Source organism: Halalkalibacter sp. APA_J-10(15) (assembly GCF_023017105.1).
Classification (GTDB): domain Bacteria; phylum Bacillota; class Bacilli; order Bacillales; family Bacillaceae_D; genus Halalkalibacter.
This window is the reverse complement of record NZ_JALKEV010000007.1, coordinates 58,062-82,320: the sequence shown is the minus strand read 5'-3', so window position 1 is coordinate 82,320 and position 24,259 is coordinate 58,062. Positions and strand designations below refer to the sequence as shown.

General features: G+C 38.3%; 22 protein-coding genes. 9 read left to right on the top strand and 13 right to left on the bottom strand.

All coding sequences use genetic code 11. The features are described from left to right. The first annotated feature begins 216 nt into the window (after positions 1-216). The 4 genes from MW695_RS10145 (at position 217) to MW695_RS10130 (ending at position 4,229) form a co-directional block, all read left to right on the top strand. Complete coding sequence (locus tag MW695_RS10145; protein WP_247105195.1) at positions 217-1,101, top strand: pectinesterase family protein; 885 nt, start codon at positions 217-219, stop codon at positions 1,099-1,101. A 25-nt stretch (positions 1,102-1,126) separates the two neighbouring features. After that, on the top strand, positions 1,127-1,543 hold the full coding sequence (locus tag MW695_RS10140) for a DUF1761 domain-containing protein (protein ID WP_247105194.1): 417 nt from the start codon (positions 1,127-1,129) through the stop codon (positions 1,541-1,543). 623 nt (positions 1,544-2,166) lie between these two features. Further along, entirely contained in the window at positions 2,167-2,403 is a 237-nt protein-coding gene (locus MW695_RS10135; RefSeq protein WP_247105193.1) for a hypothetical protein, read from the top strand. 341 nt (positions 2,404-2,744) lie between these two features. Beyond that, on the top strand, positions 2,745-4,229 hold the full coding sequence (locus tag MW695_RS10130; protein ID WP_247105319.1) for a potassium/proton antiporter: 1,485 nt from the start codon (positions 2,745-2,747) through the stop codon (positions 4,227-4,229). Positions 4,230-4,346: 117 nt separating this feature from the next. On the opposite strand, the gene MW695_RS10125 is transcribed toward MW695_RS10130, so the two are convergent. The 7 genes from MW695_RS10125 to MW695_RS10095 all read right to left on the bottom strand — a co-directional run bounded on the left by MW695_RS10125 (position 4,347) and on the right by MW695_RS10095 (position 13,111). Next, positions 4,347-5,300, bottom strand: a complete 954-nt coding sequence (locus MW695_RS10125) for a formylglycine-generating enzyme family protein (RefSeq protein ID WP_247105192.1) — start codon at positions 5,298-5,300, stop codon at positions 4,347-4,349. 78 nt (positions 5,301-5,378) lie between these two features. Then, on the bottom strand, positions 5,379-6,920 hold the full coding sequence (locus MW695_RS10120; protein WP_247105191.1) for a sulfatase family protein: 1,542 nt from the start codon (positions 6,918-6,920) through the stop codon (positions 5,379-5,381). Positions 6,921-6,960: 40 nt separating this feature from the next. Further along, positions 6,961-7,815, bottom strand: coding sequence for a carbohydrate ABC transporter permease (locus tag MW695_RS10115; RefSeq protein WP_247105190.1), 855 nt, complete (start codon positions 7,813-7,815; stop codon positions 6,961-6,963). A gap of 54 nt (positions 7,816-7,869) precedes the next feature. Beyond that, positions 7,870-8,814 (bottom strand): carbohydrate ABC transporter permease, encoded by a 945-nt coding sequence (locus MW695_RS10110; RefSeq protein WP_247105189.1) that lies wholly within the window; start codon positions 8,812-8,814, stop codon positions 7,870-7,872. Between the two features lie 55 nt (positions 8,815-8,869). Then, positions 8,870-10,303, bottom strand: coding sequence for an ABC transporter substrate-binding protein (locus MW695_RS10105; protein WP_247105188.1), 1,434 nt, complete (start codon positions 10,301-10,303; stop codon positions 8,870-8,872). Positions 10,304-10,509: 206 nt separating this feature from the next. Further along, positions 10,510-11,259, bottom strand: a complete 750-nt coding sequence (locus tag MW695_RS10100) for a response regulator transcription factor (RefSeq protein WP_247105187.1) — start codon at positions 11,257-11,259, stop codon at positions 10,510-10,512. 13 nt (positions 11,260-11,272) lie between these two features. Continuing rightward, positions 11,273-13,111 carry a sensor histidine kinase gene (locus tag MW695_RS10095; protein ID WP_247105186.1) on the bottom strand — a complete coding sequence of 613 codons (1,839 nt, stop codon included), beginning with the start codon at positions 13,109-13,111 and terminating at the stop codon, positions 11,273-11,275. A 318-nt stretch (positions 13,112-13,429) separates the two neighbouring features. Here MW695_RS10095 and MW695_RS10090 point away from each other — a divergent pair, with 318 nt between their 5' ends. Then, the gene (locus MW695_RS10090; protein WP_247105185.1) at positions 13,430-15,475 is read left to right on the top strand and encodes a sensor histidine kinase; all 2,046 of its coding nucleotides are present in this window, start codon (positions 13,430-13,432) and stop codon (positions 15,473-15,475) included. Beyond that, positions 15,453-16,166, top strand: a complete 714-nt coding sequence (locus MW695_RS10085) for a response regulator transcription factor (protein ID WP_247105184.1) — start codon at positions 15,453-15,455, stop codon at positions 16,164-16,166. Before MW695_RS10090 ends, MW695_RS10085 begins: the two co-directional genes overlap by 23 nt. A gap of 69 nt (positions 16,167-16,235) precedes the next feature. On the opposite strand, the gene MW695_RS10080 is transcribed toward MW695_RS10085, so the two are convergent. From MW695_RS10080 to MW695_RS10055, 6 genes are all read right to left on the bottom strand, one after another. Further along, on the bottom strand, positions 16,236-16,955 hold the full coding sequence (locus MW695_RS10080; protein WP_247105183.1) for an IucA/IucC family C-terminal-domain containing protein: 720 nt from the start codon (positions 16,953-16,955) through the stop codon (positions 16,236-16,238). A 9-nt stretch (positions 16,956-16,964) separates the two neighbouring features. Next, on the bottom strand, positions 16,965-17,786 hold the full coding sequence (locus tag MW695_RS10075) for an ABC transporter ATP-binding protein (protein WP_247105182.1): 822 nt from the start codon (positions 17,784-17,786) through the stop codon (positions 16,965-16,967). A gap of 15 nt (positions 17,787-17,801) precedes the next feature. After that, positions 17,802-18,842 (bottom strand): FecCD family ABC transporter permease, encoded by a 1,041-nt coding sequence (locus tag MW695_RS10070; protein ID WP_247105181.1) that lies wholly within the window; start codon positions 18,840-18,842, stop codon positions 17,802-17,804. Then, positions 18,835-19,851, bottom strand: a complete 1,017-nt coding sequence (locus MW695_RS10065) for a FecCD family ABC transporter permease (protein ID WP_247105180.1) — start codon at positions 19,849-19,851, stop codon at positions 18,835-18,837. Before MW695_RS10065 ends, MW695_RS10070 begins: the two co-directional genes overlap by 8 nt. 138 nt (positions 19,852-19,989) lie before the next feature. Next, the gene (locus MW695_RS10060; RefSeq protein ID WP_247105179.1) at positions 19,990-21,015 is read right to left on the bottom strand and encodes an ABC transporter substrate-binding protein; all 1,026 of its coding nucleotides are present in this window, start codon (positions 21,013-21,015) and stop codon (positions 19,990-19,992) included. A gap of 312 nt (positions 21,016-21,327) precedes the next feature. After that, positions 21,328-21,543, bottom strand: a complete 216-nt coding sequence (locus MW695_RS10055) for a hypothetical protein (protein WP_247105178.1) — start codon at positions 21,541-21,543, stop codon at positions 21,328-21,330. A 107-nt stretch (positions 21,544-21,650) separates the two neighbouring features. Between MW695_RS10055 and MW695_RS10050 the strand changes: the two genes are divergently transcribed. The 3 genes from MW695_RS10050 (at position 21,651) to MW695_RS10040 (ending at position 24,195) form a co-directional block, all read left to right on the top strand. Continuing rightward, positions 21,651-22,613 carry an iron-siderophore ABC transporter substrate-binding protein gene (locus tag MW695_RS10050; RefSeq protein ID WP_247105177.1) on the top strand — a complete coding sequence of 321 codons (963 nt, stop codon included), beginning with the start codon at positions 21,651-21,653 and terminating at the stop codon, positions 22,611-22,613. Between the two features lie 199 nt (positions 22,614-22,812). After that, positions 22,813-23,619 (top strand): AraC family transcriptional regulator, encoded by an 807-nt coding sequence (locus tag MW695_RS10045; RefSeq protein ID WP_247105176.1) that lies wholly within the window; start codon positions 22,813-22,815, stop codon positions 23,617-23,619. Positions 23,620-23,748: 129 nt separating this feature from the next. Next, positions 23,749-24,195 carry a carboxymuconolactone decarboxylase family protein gene (locus MW695_RS10040; RefSeq protein ID WP_247105175.1) on the top strand — a complete coding sequence of 149 codons (447 nt, stop codon included), beginning with the start codon at positions 23,749-23,751 and terminating at the stop codon, positions 24,193-24,195. Positions 24,196-24,259: the final 64 nt, after the last annotated feature.

Sequence of the window (24,259 nt, the reverse complement as noted above, 5' to 3'; positions counted from 1 at the left end):
GAAATAATATGCTTACAGTTTAATTGTAAGCGATTACATCATATTGCAAAGTGTTCTATAAATAGACTACTGAAATGAATGAATAACAGCTATAATCATTGTCTTATGTCTTGTAAAACCCTTACTAAATCAGCTTTCCTATCCAACATCCAAGCTAAGGATTATACAGAAACAAGTATAATTCAACGTATAATCGTAACGAAAGGAGCTACATCTATGCCCCTAATCACAGTAGCAAAAGATGGCAGTGGTGATTTCTCCACTATTCAAGAAGCCATTCATTCCGTGCGTGTTCATCCTTTAGATCCTGTAACGATCCTAATCAAAAGCGGTCATTATCACGAACGTATCTTCATCCCAGAAAACAAACCTACTCTCACGCTCATGGGAGAAGATAAAGAAAAAACGGTGATTACGTATGACGATCATGCCAACATGCTTGGTGAAAACGGAAAACCAATTGGAACGTTTCAAACACCGACGATGAAAATACTTGCCGATCAAACCCAATTAAAAAATTTGACGATTCAAAATATTGCTGGTCATGGTGAGGACGTTGGGCAAGCGCTCGCTCTTTCTGTCTCAGGTGACCAATGCTATTACGAGAACCTTCAACTTTTGGGCTATCAAGATACCCTTTATACGTGCAAAGGGCGACATGCCTTTAAGAATTGCACAATTGCAGGGGATATTGATTTTATTTTCGGAGCTGCAGAAGCTATTTTCCAACAATGTACGATTCATAGCCTAAGAAGAGGCTATATTACCGCAGCCTCCACACCGGCTAATCAACGATACGGCTTCATCTTCCTGAACTGTAAATTAACCGGAGACGCTGAGCCTAACTCTGTCTATCTTGGGCGACCTTGGCGACCTTATGCTCATACGCTTTTCATCAACTGCTGGATGGACGAACATATTAAACAAACAGGTTGGGATAATTGGCGTAACGAAAGCAATGAACAGACCGCTCGATATGGCGAGTCTTGTAGTGAGGGGCCAGGGGCCCTTTCTAGCAAACGAGTTCAATGGGCTACAGAGGAGGGCAACCTAGCAGAGATCGAACACCGACTTTCTTGTCTTGAAATAGAAGGAGTATGAACCAAATAGGCATATGGTATAATAAATGTTATTCAAACTAGCACAGAAAGTAGGGATCGCATTGATTTTTGCCATCTTAACTGGAGTTATTTTGTACATGGCTCTCGGTATGCTTTATTATTCTCCACTATTATTTGGAAACCGTTGGATACAATTATTGAACATTGAGATTGGGAAGATGAATATTGGTCTGCTGTTACTTACGACAATCGTATCGAACGTCACACTTTATATCATTCTCCAACTATCTCAAGCTGAAACATTAGTAGACGGCGCCTTAATCGGCGGAGCCATCGGATTGATTGTCGCATTTGCATATGCAAAGGATTTTCTATTTGGGTTAGGCGAAAAAAGCAATAACGTGTTCTTACTTTATTTGATTGCTGTTGGCTATCATGTCATCGCCCTGACGATTATAGGTGCTATGATGATGTTTTTTTAAGAACAAAGGGAATCCTTATTCCTCTAAACCGAGGAAACCCCGCTTCCTGAGAAGAAAAAGTAATCCTCATTCCACTATTTGATTTAAATAAGACAAAAAAAGTCATAACAGCCGAAATAGAGGAATGAGGAACCGTAACGACATACAAAAGGGAATGAGAGTGAAAATAGAGGAATGAGGAACCGCATACAGCACGTGACCTTTGCCCCCCGTCTCCGTACATCCCTCTTCAGTCCATTAGAGAGACTAGAATAGGTAATACTTTTCTTGAAGTGGATTCTCCTCCATTCTCACCAAAACTCCGTCTACTAGTAAATTTCATTCTCAGGAATTAAATCTTCTCCTCTAACCCTTCCTATTCTCAAGGCTTCGTATGTCAGCTCGTTTTAACAGACAACGATTTACTGCTATCCAAGCTTCCATGTAGCATTGCAAACTTGCATGCACTCCATATCGCTTCACTCTTTTTTGTTTGATATGGTAAGATTAACGAAACAAAGAAGTGACGTACAAATAGAAACGGAAGCAAATAGTCCGAATTACATTACTTATGCAAAAAGGTTTAATAGATGCTTGATGATACTAACTTCCATTATTAAAGAATTGAAGAAAACGGACTCATAATGATGAAGGAGCTTGACTCAAAGGTGGATACGACTCCTCATAAGCTACATGTAGAAGCAAGAAGACGCAGAAGTTATCGATGGGTATTCTGCCCATATAGATCTGATAAATTAGGTTATTTTGCCCGCGTATTTATTGTCGTTTATCAAAACCCATTCACCACGCACAATGCTAACCTTCTAAAAAGAACACCCGTCCTCCATCATCCAACTGCACAGGAGACGGAAGGCCTCTGAAAAAGGCTTTTTCAGTACCTTTGATTTAACTATCGAAGGCTTTGCTCGTTTGATACATGAAACCCATTCGTATCAACCTTTTTTCAGCAATGGACAAATGGTTCTCCCATTGCTGGAAGTTCAACGAAAAAAGTTAAAACCAAACTTTTTCAATACCCATAGAGACGGCTTTTATTTAATAGAGTGACGATCCCGTCCTCTTTTTACGTCATTAAATATGTATGCAAATTACAAATTGATTAAACATTCTCTCAAACTGTTTCCTTTGGTGGCAAAGCGCGAGAACCATTAACATAACTTATTCTAAACCATAGAAACTAAAAAGGGGGAAAGCGAATTTGATGTTTTTTGAAACACTTCACACGAATACCTTTGTCCTACTTGGAGCGTTACTGCTTATAAGCGGTGTTCTCGTAGCGAAATTCTCTACACGTTTAGGGCTTCCTGCACTCGTTCTATTTATCCTTATTGGCATGCTTATCGGTAGTGATGGATTAGGTTTTATTTATTTTGATAAACCAGAAGTCGCTCAAGTGATTGGGATCTTTGCCCTTATTATCATTTTATTCGAAGGTGGAATGCAAACAAAATTTGCGACAGTACGCTCTGTCATTGTTCCTTCGATTTCGTTAGCAACAATCGGTGTCATTTTAACCTCAGCCATTGTTGGCTACGTAGCATTTTTGCTATTCGATATTACATTACTAGAAGCTTTACTATTCGGGGCCATTGTCGGCTCCACCGATGCTGCCGCTGTTTTTGCATCACTTAAAGAGCGGAACATCAAAGCAAAGATGGGAGCAACGCTCGAGGCTGAATCAGGTACAAATGATCCAATGGCTGTCTTTCTCACGCTATCATTCATCGAACTTATACTATTTCCAGAAACGAACCTTTGGACGTTAATTCCCTCCTTCTTTTGGCAAATGGGAATTGGGATCGTCGTTGGAATCATTGTCGGAAAGCTGGCCTCCTATTCAATCAATCGAATTAACCTAGAATCGAGTGGGTTATACCCGATCTTTGCTATTTCCTTTGCTTTATTAACGTATAGCGTAGCAACAACGATTGAGGCGAGCGGCTTTTTGGCTGTATATGTTTCGGCACTTGTCATCGGAAACGCTGAATTAACCTATCGCTATTCGATCTTTCAATTTCATGAAGGATTTGCCTGGATGGCACAGATTCTCATGTTTATTATTCTTGGATTACTCGTCTTTCCTGCACAACTCATCAACATAACCGTTATTGTGAATGGTCTAATCTTATCGATTGTATTAATGCTACTGGCTCGTCCCATTGCTGTTTTCCTGTCGACCATTGGCATGAACTATTCGTTCAAGGAAAAGGTCTTTGTATCGTGGGCCGGACTAAGAGGTGCGGTACCGATCGTTTTAGCGACTTTCCCTGTCGTAGCAGGGTTAGATAATGGACAACTGTTTTTCAATGTCGTCTTTTTCATCGTGTTGACTTCAGCTCTTGTTCAAGGTTCATCGATATCAATATTTGCAAAGAAATTAGGATTAACTGGTCCGAAGAAGGATACGCCACACCATTCATTGGAGTTAATTTCAATGGGGAAGGCTAATGCGGAAATGGTTCAATATCAAGTCCATGAAACATCAGCTATTGTCGGACATACGCTGCGCGATATTCAATTCCCAAATAGAGTCACAATCAGCGCGATCGTCCGCAATGAAAAGCTCATTTCCCCATATGGCGAAACAGAAATTAAGGAAGGTGACTTCTTGTACATTCTCGTTTCACGAAAATATAAAGCCGACTTGAAGAAAGTATTAGAGAAGAAGAAAGAGGGTTCTTCATAATTAAAGACTGCCTAGATAGGAGAAGCTTTGTCTCGATCCTATCTAGGCTTTTCTTTGCAATAATTTGAACATTTCTGATAACGATAATTTGTCCAGAAATTCATATATCAAGCCTACTTAGTCTATATCGACTGCGCAACGAAACCCTAAATTACCCGTTGAACTATCAGGTGTACTCTTGCTTCTCGCCGCCACTCTATAACGATTACAATAAGATTGGTGACATAGATATGAACCACCTCTCATGACACGTTCCACTCCTATCTTTGGTCCAATAGGATTGTCTTTCTTTTCGTTATGCTCATTCGTAAACCAATCAGCACACCATTCCCATACATTGCCGACAACATTATATAAACCATACCCATTTGGTTCATAAGCATCAACTGGAGCTGTGGCAAGGTACCCATCTTTTCCTATATTATTTGTTGGAAACTCCCCTTGCCAAATGTTACACAGATGCTTTTTTCTATACATTAGCTTGTCACCCCAAGGGTATCTCTTTTGTACTAAACCTCCCCGAGCAGCATACTCCCACTCTGCCTCAGTCAAAAGTCGTTTTCCAGACCAAGTGCAATAAGCCATTGCATCATTCCAAGAAACATGTACAACCGGATGATACATTCGATCAGCAATTGATGTACCTATACCCTCAGGGTGTTCCCATGTCGCACCTTTCACCGCTAACCACCAAGGTGTTCCTTCGGGAGAGCCTATGACATCTTTCTTCGTTCGATTACTTAAAAACAAATGGAAGACGAACGACCAGCCAAATTGTTCAGCGTCGGTCTTATATCCTGTTTCCTCAATAAATTCCTTAAACTGTTCATTCGTTACTGTATACCGATCAACTGCGAATGAGTCCACATTAACAGAACGAACAGGTCCCTCTCCATCTAGCTTATACCCTTCTTCATCATCTGTTCCCATTAAAAAAGTCCCTTTTGGAATTGTAATCAAATTATCTCTATGCCTCTTTTTAGAAAATGTCTTACTTTGAGTTATTTCTTGTGGTTCAGGGAATTTTTCAATGCTTTCTCTTTGTACTCCACAGCACGATTTTGGTTCCATTTCATCACCTCTATACTATACAACTAGCTTAAAATATGTTTGCTATAAAAAGAAGCCTTCCTTTTATAGCAAAAAAACTTAAAATAATCGACTTCTCATTAGATTATCAAATTCCAACCGTTTATGATCTGCTTCCTCAGGAAATTCATTTGGATGTCTCTTTTTCAATTCATTAAATTTCTCTTCTCTTCCTGTTTGGACGAGTCTTTCACCATAATTCTTAAGGAAACCCTTAGCATGGAAAGGACCTCCTTCTTTTATAACAGTCCATAATGGATCAACATCATTTCTTGATCTAAACATCATTTCATCATGCCATTCATGCAAATAATAAACGGCTTGCATACATACATCTTTATTTTGAGCTGCGACATTATTTTCTTCTCGTGGATCCTGCTTAATATTATATAACATCTCCTTATCAAATAAATGATACCCATCATGATACGTTCTCATATACAACCAATCTCCAAACCTTACACTACGCTGAGCGACATGAGCACATTGAGACATGACTACATAGTCTCTTCCACACTCTTTTCCTTCTTTAAGAACGGAAGCAAAGCTTTTACCATCCCAATCAGGACATGGAGGTATATCAAGCATTTCAGCTAATGTAACAGGTAAATCCAAGTGATAGTGCAATCCGTCATCAACATGCCCCTCTTTCATTCCAGGCCAAGAAATAATCATCGGAATGCGACACGTTCCATCATCTGCTGTTCCATGCTCACCATAAATACCTAGCTGTCCCATATTTTCACCATGATCAGCTGATACAATAATAATCGTATCCTCCAAAATTCCCTTTAGCTCTAATAATTCAAATAGCTGTCCAACGTGATCATCTACATACCGAATTCCACAATCATACCCGTCAATCATTACACGTAAATCATCCATAGTCTTAATTTCTCCAGGGCTTCTTGGAAATTGATCACTTTCAACATTCGTGTATGTTTCATTTTGGTGATCAATCACAAGCTCATGCACAGTATGAGGACCTACTTCTTTCCTATGCTTCTCTAACGTTTCTTCATTTGCCCAGCTAGGCAACGGTTCATTAGCAAATGGATTACCAAAATCCTCTGGTGCGCGATAAGGAGTATGTGCATCCCAATAATTCACATATAGGAACCAATCGTCTTTCTCTGCGTTTCTTTCAACCCAATCATGAACGACTGGTGATACTTGTTCAGCTGATTCCATCCCAAACTTCCCTGTATTAATAATTTCGTTAAATCCAGCATAGAAGTTATACGTCGCATGTCGTTGAGGAAATGGGCTAATCAATGTCGTATTTAATCCAGCACCTAACTGTAGAAAGGACGGGAGAGAACCACCAACTGATAACCTTCCAAAAATCGTACGATCAACACCCTCATGTCTCATATCCCCAGCTGTACCTCCATGGCCGACTAAGCCGTTACGAAGACCAAACTGCCCTGACATTAATGCAGTTCTCGATGGGGCACAAGGAGCATCCGATGTATAATAATTTGTAAATCTTACTCCTTTTTTAGCGACTTTATCAATATTAGGCGATGTGTTGCGCTCATATCCGTAACAACCTAAATGTCTTGGACTTACTGAATCTAAATCAAGAAATAATACTCTCACAAAAATCTCTCCTTTTAGAAATTCATAGATATTTAAAGGCTTAACCTTTTACTGCTCCTGAAATCCCTTCGATAAAGTATCTCTGTAAAAATAGAAAGACGACAATGACTGGAATAATAGAAATCGTGGCTCCTGCGGCGATCCCTGTCCAATCAACTACATTCTCCCCACGAAACGCATATATCCCTACTGCTAAAGGGCGAATACTTGGATTACTAAGTGTTAGCACTAGTGGAAGCAAAAAAGAGTTCCAAGTCCATACAATTTGCATAATGGCTGCACTACCTATAATCGGTTTTGATAATGGAAGCATAATACTGACATACGTCCTTAAAAATCCACTTCCATCTATCGTAGCTGATTCCTCTAATTCTTTTGGAATTTGACTAAAGAAACCCGCAAATAGCATGACTAGCATAACCGATCCGCCACCTGATTCAGCTAATATGACACCAAACAGTGAATTAGAAAGGCCTAAGGCATTAATTAATACAGCGATCGGAATAATAGAAAACTCAAGTGGAATGAACATACTGCAAATTAAAATGACAAAGATTAATTTTTTTCCTGGGAACGAATATCTACCAAGTGCATAGCCACAAGCCGAGGTCGTTACAATGACTATAAGGACAACACCGGCTGTAATCAAAAAGGAATTCAAGAAATATTGGCTAAAGTTTGCTGTATCCCACGCTCGTATAAAGTTTGACATATTAAGTGTCTCAGGAATTAGACTGAGACGATTAGCAAAAAACTCTCGATCTGTTTTGAATGATGACGAAACCATCCATAAGAATGGGTATATCCATATAAAACATAATCCAATAAACAAAATATGTGTACAACCTCTTAGTAAAGAACTCAGACTTATGCGTCGAGAGGTCACGTTATTCATTTTATCCCCCCTTACTTTGCTCATTTATTTCGTAATACGAAATAATAATTCAATCTATTTTCGTTTTAATTTATACTTTATTAATTGAAGTGTCGCCATTATCGTAATAACAGTAAAGCCAAAGAATAATCCAGCCGCTGAAGCATATCCCATTCTCGGCTGTCCAACCTCTCCTGAAAAAGCATGTCTATACACATACGTCGAAACAACATCAGTCGAGAAAAAAGGTCCACCATCCGTAAGTGTTTTAATTAAATCAAAGACTCTCAGTGAAAAAGCAAAGTTAAAAAGTAATATGACGGCTCCAATCGGAATCAGTAGGGGAACCGTCACTTTGAAAAAGGTCTTAACATAGCCAGCCCCATCAATATACGCTGCTTCGTATAATTCCCTTGGGATCCCTTGAAGTCCTGCTAACCAAAATACCATGTTAATCCCTACACTCATCCAAACAGATACTATAATGACAGTAGGCATGGACCAAGTCATACTTCCTAAAAAATCAATTGGTACATTAATTATTCCCATGCTTATTAATAAATAATTAACTCCTCCATTGGGGCTCCAAATAAATCCCATAATAATCCCAATAATAGAGGCACTTGTCACAACAGGAATGAAAATAAGTGTTCTATACACGTTTGCAAATTTCAACTTTGGATTATTTAATACCACTGCAAACAATAGACCTAATATGAGCTGAGATGGAACTGTACCAGCAGCAAACATAAATACATTTTTATAAGCATTCCAAAAATATTGATCACTTATCAGTTCACGGAAATTAGCCAAGCCAATGAAATCAGGTTGAGCACTTAACCCAGACCAATTTGACATTGAATAATACCAGTTAATTACTATAGGCCATCCTTGAAACAAGGCAAATAAAATTAAATTAGGTAATACAAATAACCAACACCATAAGACTACTTTTTTGTTATATTTCTTCTGTTTAATTGACGTTAATTTGTTTCTCTTTGTCGTTGATACATTCTCCATTTGCCTCCCCCTTCATTAGTGACAGGTAAACACCTGCCACTAGCAAAGTCAGTAACTATTCAAATAATCTAAAATCATCAATACTCACATTTGCACCTTTTTCCTGAGCTTCATTTATAGCATTCTCTAGTGCTTGATCTGTCTTTTCCGATAATTCTTCTAGCATTTGTTCATAATCACGTAAACCCGTTATCGCAACAGCTTGCAAAATCTCCCCGACATTCGGTGTTACATCAACATACTCGGAAAACACAGGTAACACATCTGGATTCGTCGCGGGGTTAGGTCCTACCGCAGCAAACTCCTCATTAATTTGCCACGCCTCTAACATTTCTCCTGTCGCATACTCTTCGTTAATCCCATCTACAATCGAAAGCTCCAAGTTATTTTGTACAACCTCTTGCTGAAAGTAATCTCCACCATAGTACTCCTCTAAATATCTTGCAGCCCATTCTGGGTGCTCTGATTGTGAATAAACACCGAATCCAGGCATATTAACTAAGTTGATCAATCCATCTCTCTCTCCATTAGAAAGCGGTGGTGCCATTACTCCATAATTTAATTCTGAATTACTTTCATTCCAAATACCGATATTCCAAATCCCTTGAATAATAAAACCAGCTTCCCCATTTGCGAATAGCTGCCTCGCTTCAGGTGCAGAAATACCAGATGTTTGTGGATGATAACTCCCATCATCAGCAATTCCTGCAAACAAATTAAATACATTTAATACAGCCTCTGTATGGAACGGTGCTTCCCCTGTATAAACACTTACTGGACTAGCTTCACTTAACCCACTCCCATTTAGGGAAGACCAATCTTGAACAGTAGTAGTCCAACGCTGTGTTTGCCTTCCACCTTCAATAATGCCATAATATTTCCCATTTCCCGCTTCTGTTATTTTTTTGGCATAATCACGGAATTCTTCATACGTAGTAGGCGGCTTTTCCGGATCTAATCCAGCTTCCCTAAATAAATCTTTATTATAAAAAACAATTGTTGAAAAGGCAGGTAAATTTTGAGGTATCGTATAAATATCGTTATCTACGGTTGTTATACCTTCAACAAAAGTTCCTTCTGAAAATTCATTAAATAAAGCTTCATCAACCAAACCTTCTAGTGGCTGATACCATCCATCTTCAACTAGATTAGGTAATCTAAACCCAAATGGTACAGGAAAGATATCTGGCGCCTCACCTGTTCGAACCGCTGATAGAATAGTATCTCTAAATTGATCCAGTGTAAGTGTTGTATATTCGATTGTTACATGCGGGTATTTTTCCATAAACTTCCTATGAAATTCATCCCGTTGCTCAAGTGTAGAGTCATACCAATCCATGACACGTAATGTAACTTGTTCATCACTACTAGTATCATTACTATTTGAATCCTCACTATTTCCATTCCCAACAGTATCATCATTACTACCACAAGCAGCTAGTAGAATTACACATGCACATACCCCGAAGAAGAAGTTCCACTTTTTCATTTTAAAGATCCCCCTTTTAGTATCGTATCTACCCTACCTATCCAATGTCTTTTTATACGTAAAATATTTAACTCGCTTATCCCATTCTACCTTCCCCTAGACAAACAGAAAGCATCACACTGTTACTCCTCCTTTCTTACAACTAATTGTAAGCGCTTTAATAATTTTAAGTTAGACTCACTTTTTTACATTAAGGGGGCTTTTTTTTACTTTCCATATATTTTTCGATATTCTCCAGGCGTCATCCCTAAGTCCTTTTTAAATGTTCTTCTAAAATGTTTTTCATCCAAAAATCCAACCTTTTGCGATATATGTTCAATTGTCAACTTACTATTTATTAACAAATAGCATGCATGTTTCATTCGTATATCTCTTAAATATTGTACAAAACCCTTTCCTGTTTCTACCTTAAATAATCGGCTAAGGTAAGAAGCATTATATCCTGCTTGATCGGCCAATATTGATAGTGACAAATCCTTCATATAGTTAGTCTCAACAAGTTGCAAAATCGATTGTATGAGGTCGGCACCGCTATTATTAAACTCTAAACTTTTTGGTTCGTTATTGGAAAGACTGTATTGCTTTTTATGCTCCAACTCCCAATGCTCCAAAACTTCTCTCAGTTCATCATTTTTTATCGGTTTTAACAAGTAATCAACTGCACCATAGCGCAAAGCCTTTCGTGCATATTCAAACTCATTAAATCCTGTAATAATAATGACAGGCACATTGTACTTCAAATTCTCCATTTCATCCATCATCTGTAGCCCGTCCATAATCGGCATGTTAATATCTGCAAATAACAAATCAAACGTTTGTTCTTCCATTTTCTCAAGTGCTTCTTTTCCATTATGAGCCACGTCTGTAACTATAAAATTGATATCTAAATGACGAACCATCTTTTTCAATCCTTCACACATCCAGAATTCATCTTCAACCACTAGTACTCGAAACATGACATCGCCTCCATCACTCATTATGAATTGGTATACGAACCGTTACAGTTGTTCCAACCTGATATTGACTATCTATCTCCAAACCTCCGCTTTCCTGATAGCTTAATGTCAATCTTTGATGAACATTAGATAAGCCAATATGAGAAGAATTCACTATGATCCCTTGAATCGAATCCGTTTTTTTATAAATTGTATCTTGAAGCTCTTTCAGTTTCGTTTTAGTCATTCCAATCCCGTCATCAATTATTTCGATCAATAATTCGTTAGGTTCTTTTCTGGCACTGATATTGATGGTTCCTCGAGAACCTTTAGGCGTAATCCCATGCTCGACTGCATTTTCTACAATCGGCTGAAGAATTAACTTAAGAACAGGTAGATTAAATAGGCTTGAATCTATGTCGAAATGACAATCTACTTGATTAGGAAAACGAATTTGAATAATATTCAAAAAAGCTTTTACATGATTTATTTCTTCTTCAAGTAGTTTATATTTATCATGATCTATGCTATAACGAAACATATCAGAAAGTGATTCGCTCATTTCAGACACTTCCTTTACATCATAAACCTCCCCAACACATTTCATCGTGTTTAATGTGTTATATAGAAAATGAGGGTTAATTTGCATTTGTAATGTTTTCAACTCTGATTCTCTATTCAGTAATTGTAGTTTCATTTGCCTTATTTCAGAAACATATACTTTATCACGAAGCTGTTCTAACCGCTCAATCATCCGATTGAAGGCTCTCATTAACATACCAAATTCGTCTTCACGTTCTAACGGTACACGTAGCGATAAATTGCCTTCTTCCGCATATTTCATATAATTTTGTAACGTGAATAGCGGTCTTGTAATCACCCTAGCCAAGTATTTAGAAAATACGAAGATAATAACCAATGACGTAACAGCCATCAAATAAATCCCATTCTGAATGGAACTTATTTTCCCCGATACTTCATGAAACGGTACGACCCCAACGTATCTCCAACCTGTATTCTCTGAAGTATTAACGGCTATCAATGTTTGTTCTCCACCTAAATCTACTAATTCATAGCCACTTTCTTCTTTCAATATATTGAACTTTGGTAAGTCATTTATTAAAGTCTCTGTCACCTTGTCATGTTCAAAAAGCAATTCTCCCTCTTCTGAAAAAATGGCTACATATCCTGTATCACCTAAATGTATTGAATTACTCATACTCGCAAAATAATCTGGATCAAAATTAAACAATAAGGTTCCTCTCTCTTTATTCAATTGATATAACCTTCCTCCAAACGTCACAACATAATCACTGTTATAATAATCAGATTTATGAGGCTGATATAAAAGAAACTCTTTTTCGTGAACAATTTTTTGGTAAATAGGGTCATGATGAAAATCATGATCCAGTTCAATTTGGTGCCACCAGCTTGCAAAGACAGGATTAACAAAATCTTCACTATAATAAATAACACCCCCGTGATCATTAATTAGAAACACAGACCATAAATATTCACGATGTGAAACAATGTTTCTCAAAAAGTTACGTAAATCAAGTTGCCATGATAAAGATGTAGGCTCCGTTTGGTCCTTTAAATTTAAAAACCGCTGAACATCCGGATCAAAATGCACAATTCTAGAAAGCGCTTCCATTTCCCCGATGAATGAATTCATTCTTAAATCTACCTGACGTGATGTCTCAACGATATGACTCCCCAATTCTTCTTTTAATGCTTGAGTAGAATTGACATACATAAATGACGAAACGAACACTAAGGGTAACAAACTAACAATATAGAAAGTAACTAGTAGTTTCGGATGAACTAGAATATTACTTGTCCATTGATCAATCTTATTTATTAATTTATTCATAAGTTCACACCTTTTTTAAACAATCTTTTCTTCTATTCTACATAGCATACTGTATAAAAATCATTAGAAAATATTACTCTATTCAAATCATAATGTCATTAATTCACTTCTATTAAAGGAAACTCTCCTATAAACAAATAAGTACCGGACTTTCATTCATCCTACACTGACCCACCCTCCTCCAGATCACTCCCCTTTCAAATTCCATCTTTGTTAAGGATTACGTCAAGTAGTTCTGTTAGACTTCATTCCTCTATAAATTTTCGACATATTTCATGATATGATAGTAATAATTGTTTATATTTGGGGGAATCTTTTATGAAATGGCTACACATCGCACTAATTGTAGCATTTTTTATGATATCTGCTTTTTATTCTAATGACCATGCCAAAGCAGAAGCCACTGTTCAAAAAGGGGTCATCGACTTGCATACTTGGGATTCTCTTAATGAAACTGTCGATTTAAGAGGAGAGTGGGAATTTTATTGGGAAGAATTATTGGAGCCTAGCGACTTTGATGACGCATCTCGTTCGTCTCAATACGTTCACGTCCCTGATTTATGGGCCACATACTCGATAGCGGGTGCACCCCTATCAAGTCAGGGCTATGCAACTTATCGATTAACATTTATATTATCTAATGAACAAATCGAGACAAACTCAACACTTGGTCTTTATTTTAAACGTGTTGAAACGTCCTATCGGGTTTGGATTAATGGAGAAGTGAAGGGTGGGAATGGCACTGTCGGTACAACCTCAGATGACACTATCCCAAGAAATTACCCTCAAGTCATTTATTTTGAAGCACAACCTGGAAATAACGAATTAATTATTCAAGTATCTAACTTTCACCATAGACATGGTGGGATGTGGGAAAGGCTTCATTTAGGCACCGCTGAGACGATTACACATATAAGAACTGTCAATGTCGCCATGCAATCGTTTGTCAATGGCTTATTCATCATGATGGCCATTTACTTTATGTTCATATATTTCTTTAGAAAAAGAGAAAAGACTTCACTTATTTTTAGCTTCCTATGCTTCTTTATAAGTATCCGAATTAATATCTTAGGTGAATCGACTGCGTTGTACTTATTCCCCCATCTACATTGGGAATGGGTGTCCAAAATGGAATATTTGTCCGTTGCCTTTGCTGCCATTATGCTCGTTTTCTTCATTCATTATGAATACCCAAAAGAGTCGAATCGATTCATACCTATTATCATTAGTATTATGTTACTTATTTTCTCTATCTTTGTTTTATCGACACCAGCTATTATTTTCACAAATTATATTTTTATGTTTACATGGTTTATGCTCTTTCCCGCTATTTTATATACACTATACATATATATTATTTCCGCCATCCGGAAAAGAAAAGGCTCTGTTTCAAACGCGATTGGTTTTGCCTTTTTCTTTCTATTTGCTCTTAACGATATTTTGTTTTATAACGATATTATCAATACAGGAGATTATTTATCCTATGGCTTATTAATTTTCCTTTTTACTCAATCTATCAATCTCTCATCACGATTTTCAAAAGCATTAAACGATGCTGAACAATTATCTAACAAACTACGGCAATCGAATGAACGACTTGAAGTGAAGGTGGAAGAACGAACAGCTAAACTAAAGCAGGCAGAAATGTTTCGTACTCAATTATTATCAAATATTTCTCATGAGCTAGGTACACCTATCACCTCGATCAAAGGTTATTCAAAAGCATTGCGAGACGGCATTATTACTCAAAATGCTCCTAAGTATGCGAATCGGATATACGAAAGAACGATTTTATTAGAAAGGTTAATTGACGACTTAGTAGAACTGACTAAGTTAGAAACAAGGCAAATAGACTTTCAGTTTAAAATCACAGATGCTCGTTCATTTTTCAAACTATTATTTGAAAAATACGAATGGGAGGTGCTAGAAAAAGACCTTCATTTCTCATTCGAGGAACGTAACCCGTTCCCATCTACTCAACAAGCTGAAATGGTCATTGACCCCTTTCGAATTGAACAAGTATATTCGAATTTACTAACAAACGCCATAAAATTTTCACCTGTAGGAGAGGCGATTCGAGTTATTCTCGAATGGCAACATCCTTCTCCAACGAAGGCTGGACAAGTCATACTTCATATCGTCGATTCTGGCATAGGGATAGACCCATCTGAGCATGAACTTATTTTCAAACGATTTTATCAAACACAAAAGGAAAAGGGCTCTGGTCTTGGACTTGCGATCTCCAAAGAGATTGTTGATTATCATGAGGGTGAATTACATGTAAATAGTGAATTAAATAAAGGAAGCGATTTTTATTTTTCCTTACCGGTACAGTTTATAAATGAAGAAGAGAAAAGAGAGTGATGAAGTGGGAGCAACCAATATTTTACTCATTGAAGATGATGCAGACATTGCAGAACTTGTCACAATTTATTTAAAGCATGCAGGCTTTCAATCATCAGTCGCTTCTAATGGGGAAATGGCATTTCAAATGCTAGCTCAATATGATTATCAGTTAATCATTTGCGATATTATGCTTCCTGATCGTGAGGGAACTGAAATCATTAGAAGCTTTCGCGAATACTCAACGACACCTGTTATCTTCTTGAGTAGTAAAAAAGAAAGCGAGGATATCCTTAACGGCTTTCAGCTAGGTGGTGATGATTATATTACAAAGCCCTTTGATCCAGATATACTAGTGGCAAGAGTAAAAGCGCAGCTAAGACGTTCTACCTCCACATCTCATTCAAACGTGTGGACAGATGGTCAACTGGAGCTCCATTTCCGTAGCTTAGAAGTCAAGCTAAATGGAAACGAAGTCCCTTTATCTACGAAAGAGAGGCAGTTACTCTTTCATTTAGCTCAATACCCAAACCAAGTTTTTACAATAGACCAGCTTTACGATCGAATTTGGGGTCTAGAAGGAATGAGCGATACTCGAACAGTTATGGTTCATATTCATCATTTAAGAAAAAAATTAGAAACGGGTCAGTCTCGTTATATTATCACGGTAAGAGGCATCGGATATAAATTCAATTCCATTACTGATGAATAGCGCATGTTTAACCTCATGAGGAGAGAACGTTTCCTCCCTCATGAAGTTATCACAAACGACTTAGAGTCTTCACTTTTTCACTGGACATACCTTACAATAGCTTACCTTCCCCCCCTCCTTCTTTAAGCGATAGTACATACAGCATGTTTGACGAGTTGGATTAGAATGAAGCTCTTCTCCTATTTTCAAATATGGTTTAATCGGATTTTCCTTCAACTGAAAGAGCTCCCCGTCTGCTCCTTTCAAAAACAGAAAATCATCATAAATGCTTTGTTTCTTTGTTTCATTTTCAGCACAATCATCTAATGCCTTTCGATAAGTCGAATTGATCCGTACCGCTACATTCTCCCATAAAATCGACTGTGGCATTCTGCTAACACGTTGTAGAGCTAATAGTAGTGGTGTAAGATGGTTAGCAAATAGCTCCTGAAAAACTGCTGTACGCCACTCTTCACGGTTAGCATGTGCTTCTTGCCATGGACAATCGTCTTCATTTATACATAGTGCCCGTTTTTCCGTTAAGGCACACGCTTTCATCGGAAAGCACGGCGCACCATTCAGTTCAACCATACTATACAAAGTTGAACTTACGACTAAATAAGCATATCGCTTTGACAACATTGATGCAGCCACCGCCAAATTTGGTGCATTCAGCTTCTCTTTTTGATTTTGCAAATAAGCAAGTGCTTTCTCCTCTTGAAGTAAATCGATCGTTGAAATACTTATGTCACTTTCCCCTAATCGCTTTATGTCAAAGCTATCTAATCTCTCTATTACACTTGTACTCATTTTGGCCACCTAAGACGTCTTTCTCGTACTTGTTGTCACATCTCGATACCTACCTTTACCATGGGGAATACATAAAGGCGTTCCAAAGAGAGGATCTTCTATAATCTCACATTCCATCCGAAATACATCCTTGACCAATTTGGGTGTTAACACCTCTTCTGGTTTTCCTTGTGTATACACCTTCTTATCACATACAGCCACTATTTGATGAGCATATCGGCAAGCCAAATTAAGATCGTGTAACACCATCACAACTGTGCGCTTCTCTCGTTCATTCAGATCAAATAAGAGATCAAGCACATCAATTTGGTGTGTCATATCTAAGTAAGTCGTTGGTTCATCTAATAAAATGATATCTGACTGCTGAGCAAGAGTCATCGCGACCCAAGCACGCTGCCGTTGTCCACCTGATAACGATTGAACAGGACGGTCGGCAAACTCCTTTAAGTTCGTCACTTCAAGAGCTTCATCAACAATTCGTTCGTCTTCCTTCGACCACTGCTTTAACCACGTTTGATGAGGAAAACGGCCTTGCTTAATCAATTGCTGTACAGTCAATGAATCCGGAGCAATTGGACCTTGTGGTAAAATAGCTAAGCGCTTTGCCACTTGCTTTGTTGATAAGCTGCGAATGTTATCGCCATCTAATAGAACGTCTCCCGCTTGGGGCTTTAATAGCCTTGCGAGTGAACGAAGCAGAGTCGATTTTCCACTCCCATTTGCTCCAACAAAGACCGTAATTTCTCCAATTGGTATTTGCAAATCTAACTCTTCGATAATAAGTCCCTCACCATAGCCTAATGACAATGATTTCGTCTCAAGAACACTCATGTCTCTCAGCTCCTTCTACATATTTCGATTACGATATAGCAAATAAATAAAGAATGGTGCACCAATGCCGGCAGTGAAAACACCTGCTGGAATATCCAATGGTACAAAGGCCGTACGTGCCACCGTGTCAGCAATAATGACAATCATTCCACCAATAAAGGCAGAAATGAACACAAGACTCGCAAAAGATCGACCTGCCAGCATTCTGGCTATATGAGGCGCCATTAAGCCAACAAAGCTAATTCCACCTGCCGTAGCCACGGCAGCTCCTGCTAGTGCGACACTAACAAATAACAACATAAATCGATGGAGCTGAACGTGTATCCCTAAACCGACTGCTACATCATCTCCAAGCTCCTTCACATCGACAACTCGTGAAAAGAACAGAGCAAGTGGTATGAAAATCAACACCCATGGTAGGATAAGATACACATCTTGCCAGTTCGCCCCGTATAAGCTTCCCGTCATCCACAAATATGCTCTCGTTACAGCCATTGTATCGCTTAGGACGATCATCATTGTCGTCAATGCACTCATCGTCGCTGCTACTCCAATTCCAATTAGAACGAGGCGAATGGGTGTGACACCTTTCTTCCATGAGAGAAGATAAATCACAACCGATACGATTGCTGCACCTAAAAAAGCTGCTAACGGAAGCCACTGCATACTAACCGCACCTGCGAAGAGCACAATAAATGTAAGTGCACCAACTGTTGCACCACCTGTTATACCAATGATGTCTGGTGAGGCAAGCGGATTACGTATGATCCCCTGTAATATAAGTCCCGATACTCCAAGAGCTGCTCCAACGAAGAAGGAAAGAACAATTCGAGGCAACCTTAATGTGTGTAAAACAAAATGATGTTCCTCAAGCCCAAAGCCGAATAAATGCTTGATCGAATGGAACGGATGAATCAACGAGCTTCCAACGGACATCGATGTAATAAATAACATCATCGTAAGGGCAACGAGCGATAGTAAGACGATAAATGGCTTTTTGTATATTTGTATAGATACCGACTCTGACTTCGTTCGAAATGTGAAATACTTAGCCATTCTTCGACAACCCCCTACGAGCAATATAAATGAAAAATGGCGTACCGATCAAAGCCGTCATCACACCGATTGGCATCTCCTGTGGCATAATCACAAACCTTGCCGCCACATCAGCTAGCAATAACAGACTAGCTCCGCATAGCATACTAAAGGGGATGACCCAGCGATAATCATAGCCTACGACACCACGCACCATATGCGGAACAATTAAACCGATAAAACCAATTGATCCCGCTACTGCAACGGAACCGCCTGCAAGCAAGATAACTACGATACCGATCAACATTTTCACTAATATAACGCGCTGCCCTAGCCCCTTCGCTACATCCTCACCAGACTGCAACAAATTAATGGACTTCCCTAGAAATAAAGCAATCAGCATCGCAGCAATCATATAAGGTAAAATAGGCAAAAGCATATCCATACTTCTCCCTGAAACAGAACCAGCCAACCAAAACAAAACACTCTGAATACTTTGCTCATTTAACACTAATAGCCCTTGTGTAAATGAAATAAATAGTGCTGAAATCGCAGCTCCAGCTAAAACAATTTTGATAGGCGATAAACCATCTCTTCCAAGTGAACTTAAAAAATAAACAAGTGCACTGGCAACCGCAGCTCCTAAAAACCCAATCCACATATAGTGCATTAACGATTGTACAGATAAAAAAGCAGCAGAAAATACAATAAAAAAGACCGCTCCTGCATTGATCCCAAAAATATCTGGTGCCGCTAATGGATTTCGCGTTAACGCTTGCATAAGCGCACCAGCCACAGAAAGACTAGCACCAACAACGGTTGCAATAACCGCTCTAGATAGCCTTGAAGTCGTCACAATAATATGCTCTGTGTTTGACTCATCATAATGTAAGAAAGCATCTATCGTGACACTTAATGGGATAGAGGTTTGCCCAAAAGCGACACTCAAACAAAAGGAGCTAACAAATAAAATAAAAGCGAAGGCCAAGCCTATCCATTTAAAAGGTGTATTCACCGCCATGACATACATACCTTCCTCCTCACAAACTCTTACAACAAAAATAACAACAAAGCCACGGAAAAGGTTTCATTACCTTTGTCCGTGGATTCTGCATAAACGCGCGGGAACACTCAAGCAATCGTTCCCTACCCTTTTATGCACCAGTCATTATTGTTCTAACTCAAACCGCTCATAAATATCATCAAGCATTAAATTCGCTGACAAAATACCACCAGCTAAATTCCAAGTAATTTCATCAACCACAAACACTTGATCTTGTTGAACAGCATCCAAATTATCCCATAACGGATGACTCGTCCATTCATCAAAGCTCTGCTCAACCGCACCTTCCGTATGATCATAGAAGATATAGAAGACGTCTGCATTCATTTCAGGAATACTCTCTTTATCTGTTAGCATTAAAATATCCTCATCATCTTGACGGACTTCAGGAGAACCAAAGCCAAGCTCTGTTAAAATCGAACCAGCAAAGCCAGTTACATATATACGCGCATGATCCGCTCTAAAGTTCAATACAGAAACAGAAAACGGCCACTCATCTTCTAATTTTTCTTCCATTTTGACTTGGAAATCAGCCACTCGATTGTTCCAATCTGTTAGAATTTCATTCGCTTTCTCTTCCTCACCTGCTGCTTCAGCTAATAATTCAACTGACCCTTTGAAGTCAAACACCGTTTCATGCACGACAGTCGGAGCAATATCTGAAAGCTGCTCATACACTTCCTCATGACGAATTTGTGAAGCGATAATAAGATCAGGATTCAACTGTGCAATCTCTTCTAAATTAGGCTGAGTTTCTAAGCCGACAACCTCAACATCATTTAACGCATCACCGAAGTAATCGTAGAATGGCTGCTGATCCCATGACTCCACTGCTCCAATCGGCGTAATCCCTAATGCAACCGCCGCATCTGTTGCTCCTTGATACAGTGTAACAATGCGTTCTGGCTTTCCGTCAATTTCGGCTGTTCCTAATGCATGCTCAACCTCACGTATACCTTGACTCTCTTCCTCATCTTGGCTATCCTCTACTTGCTCATCACTTCCATCCTCATCTGGCGATTGAGCAGCATCTTCTCCACCGCACGCCGCTAAAATGAATAAAAATGATAAAATAAGAACAAATAAACGACTACTATGTACCCCTTTTTGTGAAAATGCCACTTTGGACATGTTCCCCACTCCTCTTTATCTATATTGATAATAATTATCACTGTCATTTATTTTAAGCGACAGCTTTCATTGTGTCAATGAGAATTTTTATCATTATTATTTTCAGTACCTATGATTTGACTGACAATGTCTCCACTCGTTGCTCGCTTGATACAAGAAATTCACTCTTATCAAGCTTTTCAAAATAGGAAACAGTTTCGCATATCGCTGAAAGGGGCCCTCGGTATCTACTTTCATCCTCCTTAATTGAACCTCATTCCGTTATTTCCTTCATAAAGCCCTTTTTGACCACCCTTCCGGAACCTCATTCCGCTATTCGACCTTTTGTGCTTCACTTTTCTCTTCTTTTGGAGTATTAGCGGAATGACGTTCCACATCGTACGCATAAACCGTGTATTTCTTCCTATTAACGGAATGAGAATCCGTTTGGCATAACAACGGCCTTACTGAAGGTGGAACGGTGCGACGTATGGAGCTAAACACCCACGATACAAATACGTCTTCCTCAATTACATTTGAATAATCCATCCTTACTTATTCAGATCGTCCATTGAATTACAGGATAAAGTCGTCTATAATATCATCGACATTGATAATCATTTTCAAATAAAAAAAACGAAGGTTAGGTGTTTACATTGAAGACTCGATTTAGCATTATTCTATTATTAACTACTGCACTAACTCTATTATTAATAGCATGCAGTTCTCAATCTTCTACTACAGAAGATGAATTAGAAGATACAAATTCTAATATAGGTCATAGAATTGTCGTAGACCATAAAGGAGAGCAGACTTTACCCGAACACCCTGAACGAATTGCAGTCACTTACTTTTCATTAACAGAGCTTCTGCTTTCATTCAACCACCCTCCTGTCGGGGCAAATTACTTTGACGACTTTGTAGCCAATTTCAAAGCACTTCAGCCCTACTACCAAGGAACAGAGATTGTTGATATTGGTAGCTACAATGAAATCAACCTAGAGAAATTACTTGATCTGAATCCCGATCTAATATTAGCAGCAGGTTCTGATGGAGATGCTTCGGGAAATGACCAGATTTATACTCAACTAACTCAAATCGCACCAGTATTTTTCATTGATTCTTTAAAGGCGAATGACGATTGGCAATGGGCATTGCTTGAAATTGGTAGGGCCCTGAACCTTGAGAAAGACGCAGAAGAGATTATTGCTCAATATCAAAACAATCTAAATGATGCCAAAGATCAATTATCCGATTCAAATGAACAGACAGTATTATTTGTCGATGTGCAAGACAATGGCTTTTACTTATGGGGAACAGAACGATTACATTACTACAATGATCTTGAATTAACAACTCCTGAACCTTTTGATGGTACGTCTCAGGAAATTTCGCTTGAAGGGATAAGTTCATTAAATCCAGACCATATCTTTATACACAACCGTTCCGATGTCGAACTAGAGCCTAGATTAAAAGAATTAGAAAACAGCACCGTTTGGAATCACATACAAGCCGTGCAAAACAATCACATTCATTTGCTCGAAAGCTCCGCATTCTCTCCTGGTCCAATTGGGATTACTTACGGAATTGAAACCATTATCAATGCTTTAAATCATTAACATTACTACTAATTCTCCTTGCAAGCTGTTTAGTTAGAGCTTTCCTTGATTAGCATTCTTTTGCAAGGAAAGCTTATTTTTTTAAGTTCATTTGCCACCCATCTCTTTACGATCATGTCCCTCTAATTTAGTTGAGATTTCTCCTAAGCAATTATGTATGATAGTATTTGATCATAATGATCGTATAAGGGGTAAAGCAATGGTGAAACTAGATTCATTAACTTCATACTATTCAAGAGGCTTATTTTTTGTTTCAGATGTATTTTGGTGCACTCTTGAAGGAGGATATTCTAATTTGAACTTCAAAACTCCTGCTGCTGGCTTTTTGTATGTACTTAAAGGAGATGGAAAATTTACTTTTGATGGGACAGAATACAGTGCTACGCCAGGAACCATTTTACACGGTGGGTGTCAAATGAACTTAGATTATGAAACAAGCACAAAGACAGACTTCGAATATTGTTTAATCCATTATACTTGTGAAGCTGATACAGTTGATAAATACGTCAAGTCACACTATAAATTACAAGTGCACCTTAACCATACATTACTCGAACTATTAAAGTCTCTTCATACAAACTCTGTTGCGTCTGGACCCCTTTCTACATTTCGTTCTAAAATCCTATTTTATCAGTTATTGTATGAATCCATTGTTTGTTGTCAAAACGAATCCCATTCGAATGAGCAAACAGATATGGTTCATGATGCCGCCCGCTATTTCCAATTGAATTACAGTAAATCAATAACGTTAACTGATATGGCTAATCGATATAACGTCAGTCAAGGTTTTTTTTCATCTCAATTTCGATATTATAACGGACTAAGTCCGATTAATTATTTGATTAAATTCCGAATCAAAAAAGCTAAAGAATTACTTACGTTCACTCATCACTCTGTTCTCGATATAGCTAAAGCAATTGGATATTCAGATGTATATTATTTCAGCCGAATATTCAAAAAGCATACCGGGATGTCTCCAAGTGTTTATCGCAACCATCATAAATAACGCTAACGTAAAGCATTCATCTATGCAACTTTATTTTCCAGAGAAATATTTCTCTCAATAATGTCACAAATTCCCCTGTTCGTTTGTCATATATATTGCAACAAACTATTTTTAGGGAGAGTGATAGCATTGACTATTCGAATCAATCATCAAAAGGTCCATCCACAAATTTTCAAAACGATGATGAAGCTAGAAACCTTGATTACTGAAAGTGGACTAGATCCAACACTGTACAGTCTTATTAAGATGCGCGCTTCGCAGATTAACGGCTGTTCCTTTTGCATCGATATGCATGCGAAAGAGCTTCAAAAGAAGGGAGAAAGCCTCGACCGTATCTTATTACTGACCGTCTGGCGTGAAGTTTCTAACTATACGGATGAAGAGAAAGCTGTACTAGAATTAACGGAATGCGTGACAAGGGTAGCTGAAGAAGGAGTCCCAGACCATGTTTATAAGAACGTCCTTCAGTACTACTCCGAAAAGGAATTTCTCACAATCATCATGGCTATTAATACGATAAATAGCTGGAATCGCTTAGGTATCTCTACTGGAATGTTTCCTGGCTGTTTTTTATAGAAGAAAAACGCGATAACGTCTATTTCTTCCTCGAATTTTATCGTTTCTTAATCTTTTAACAAAA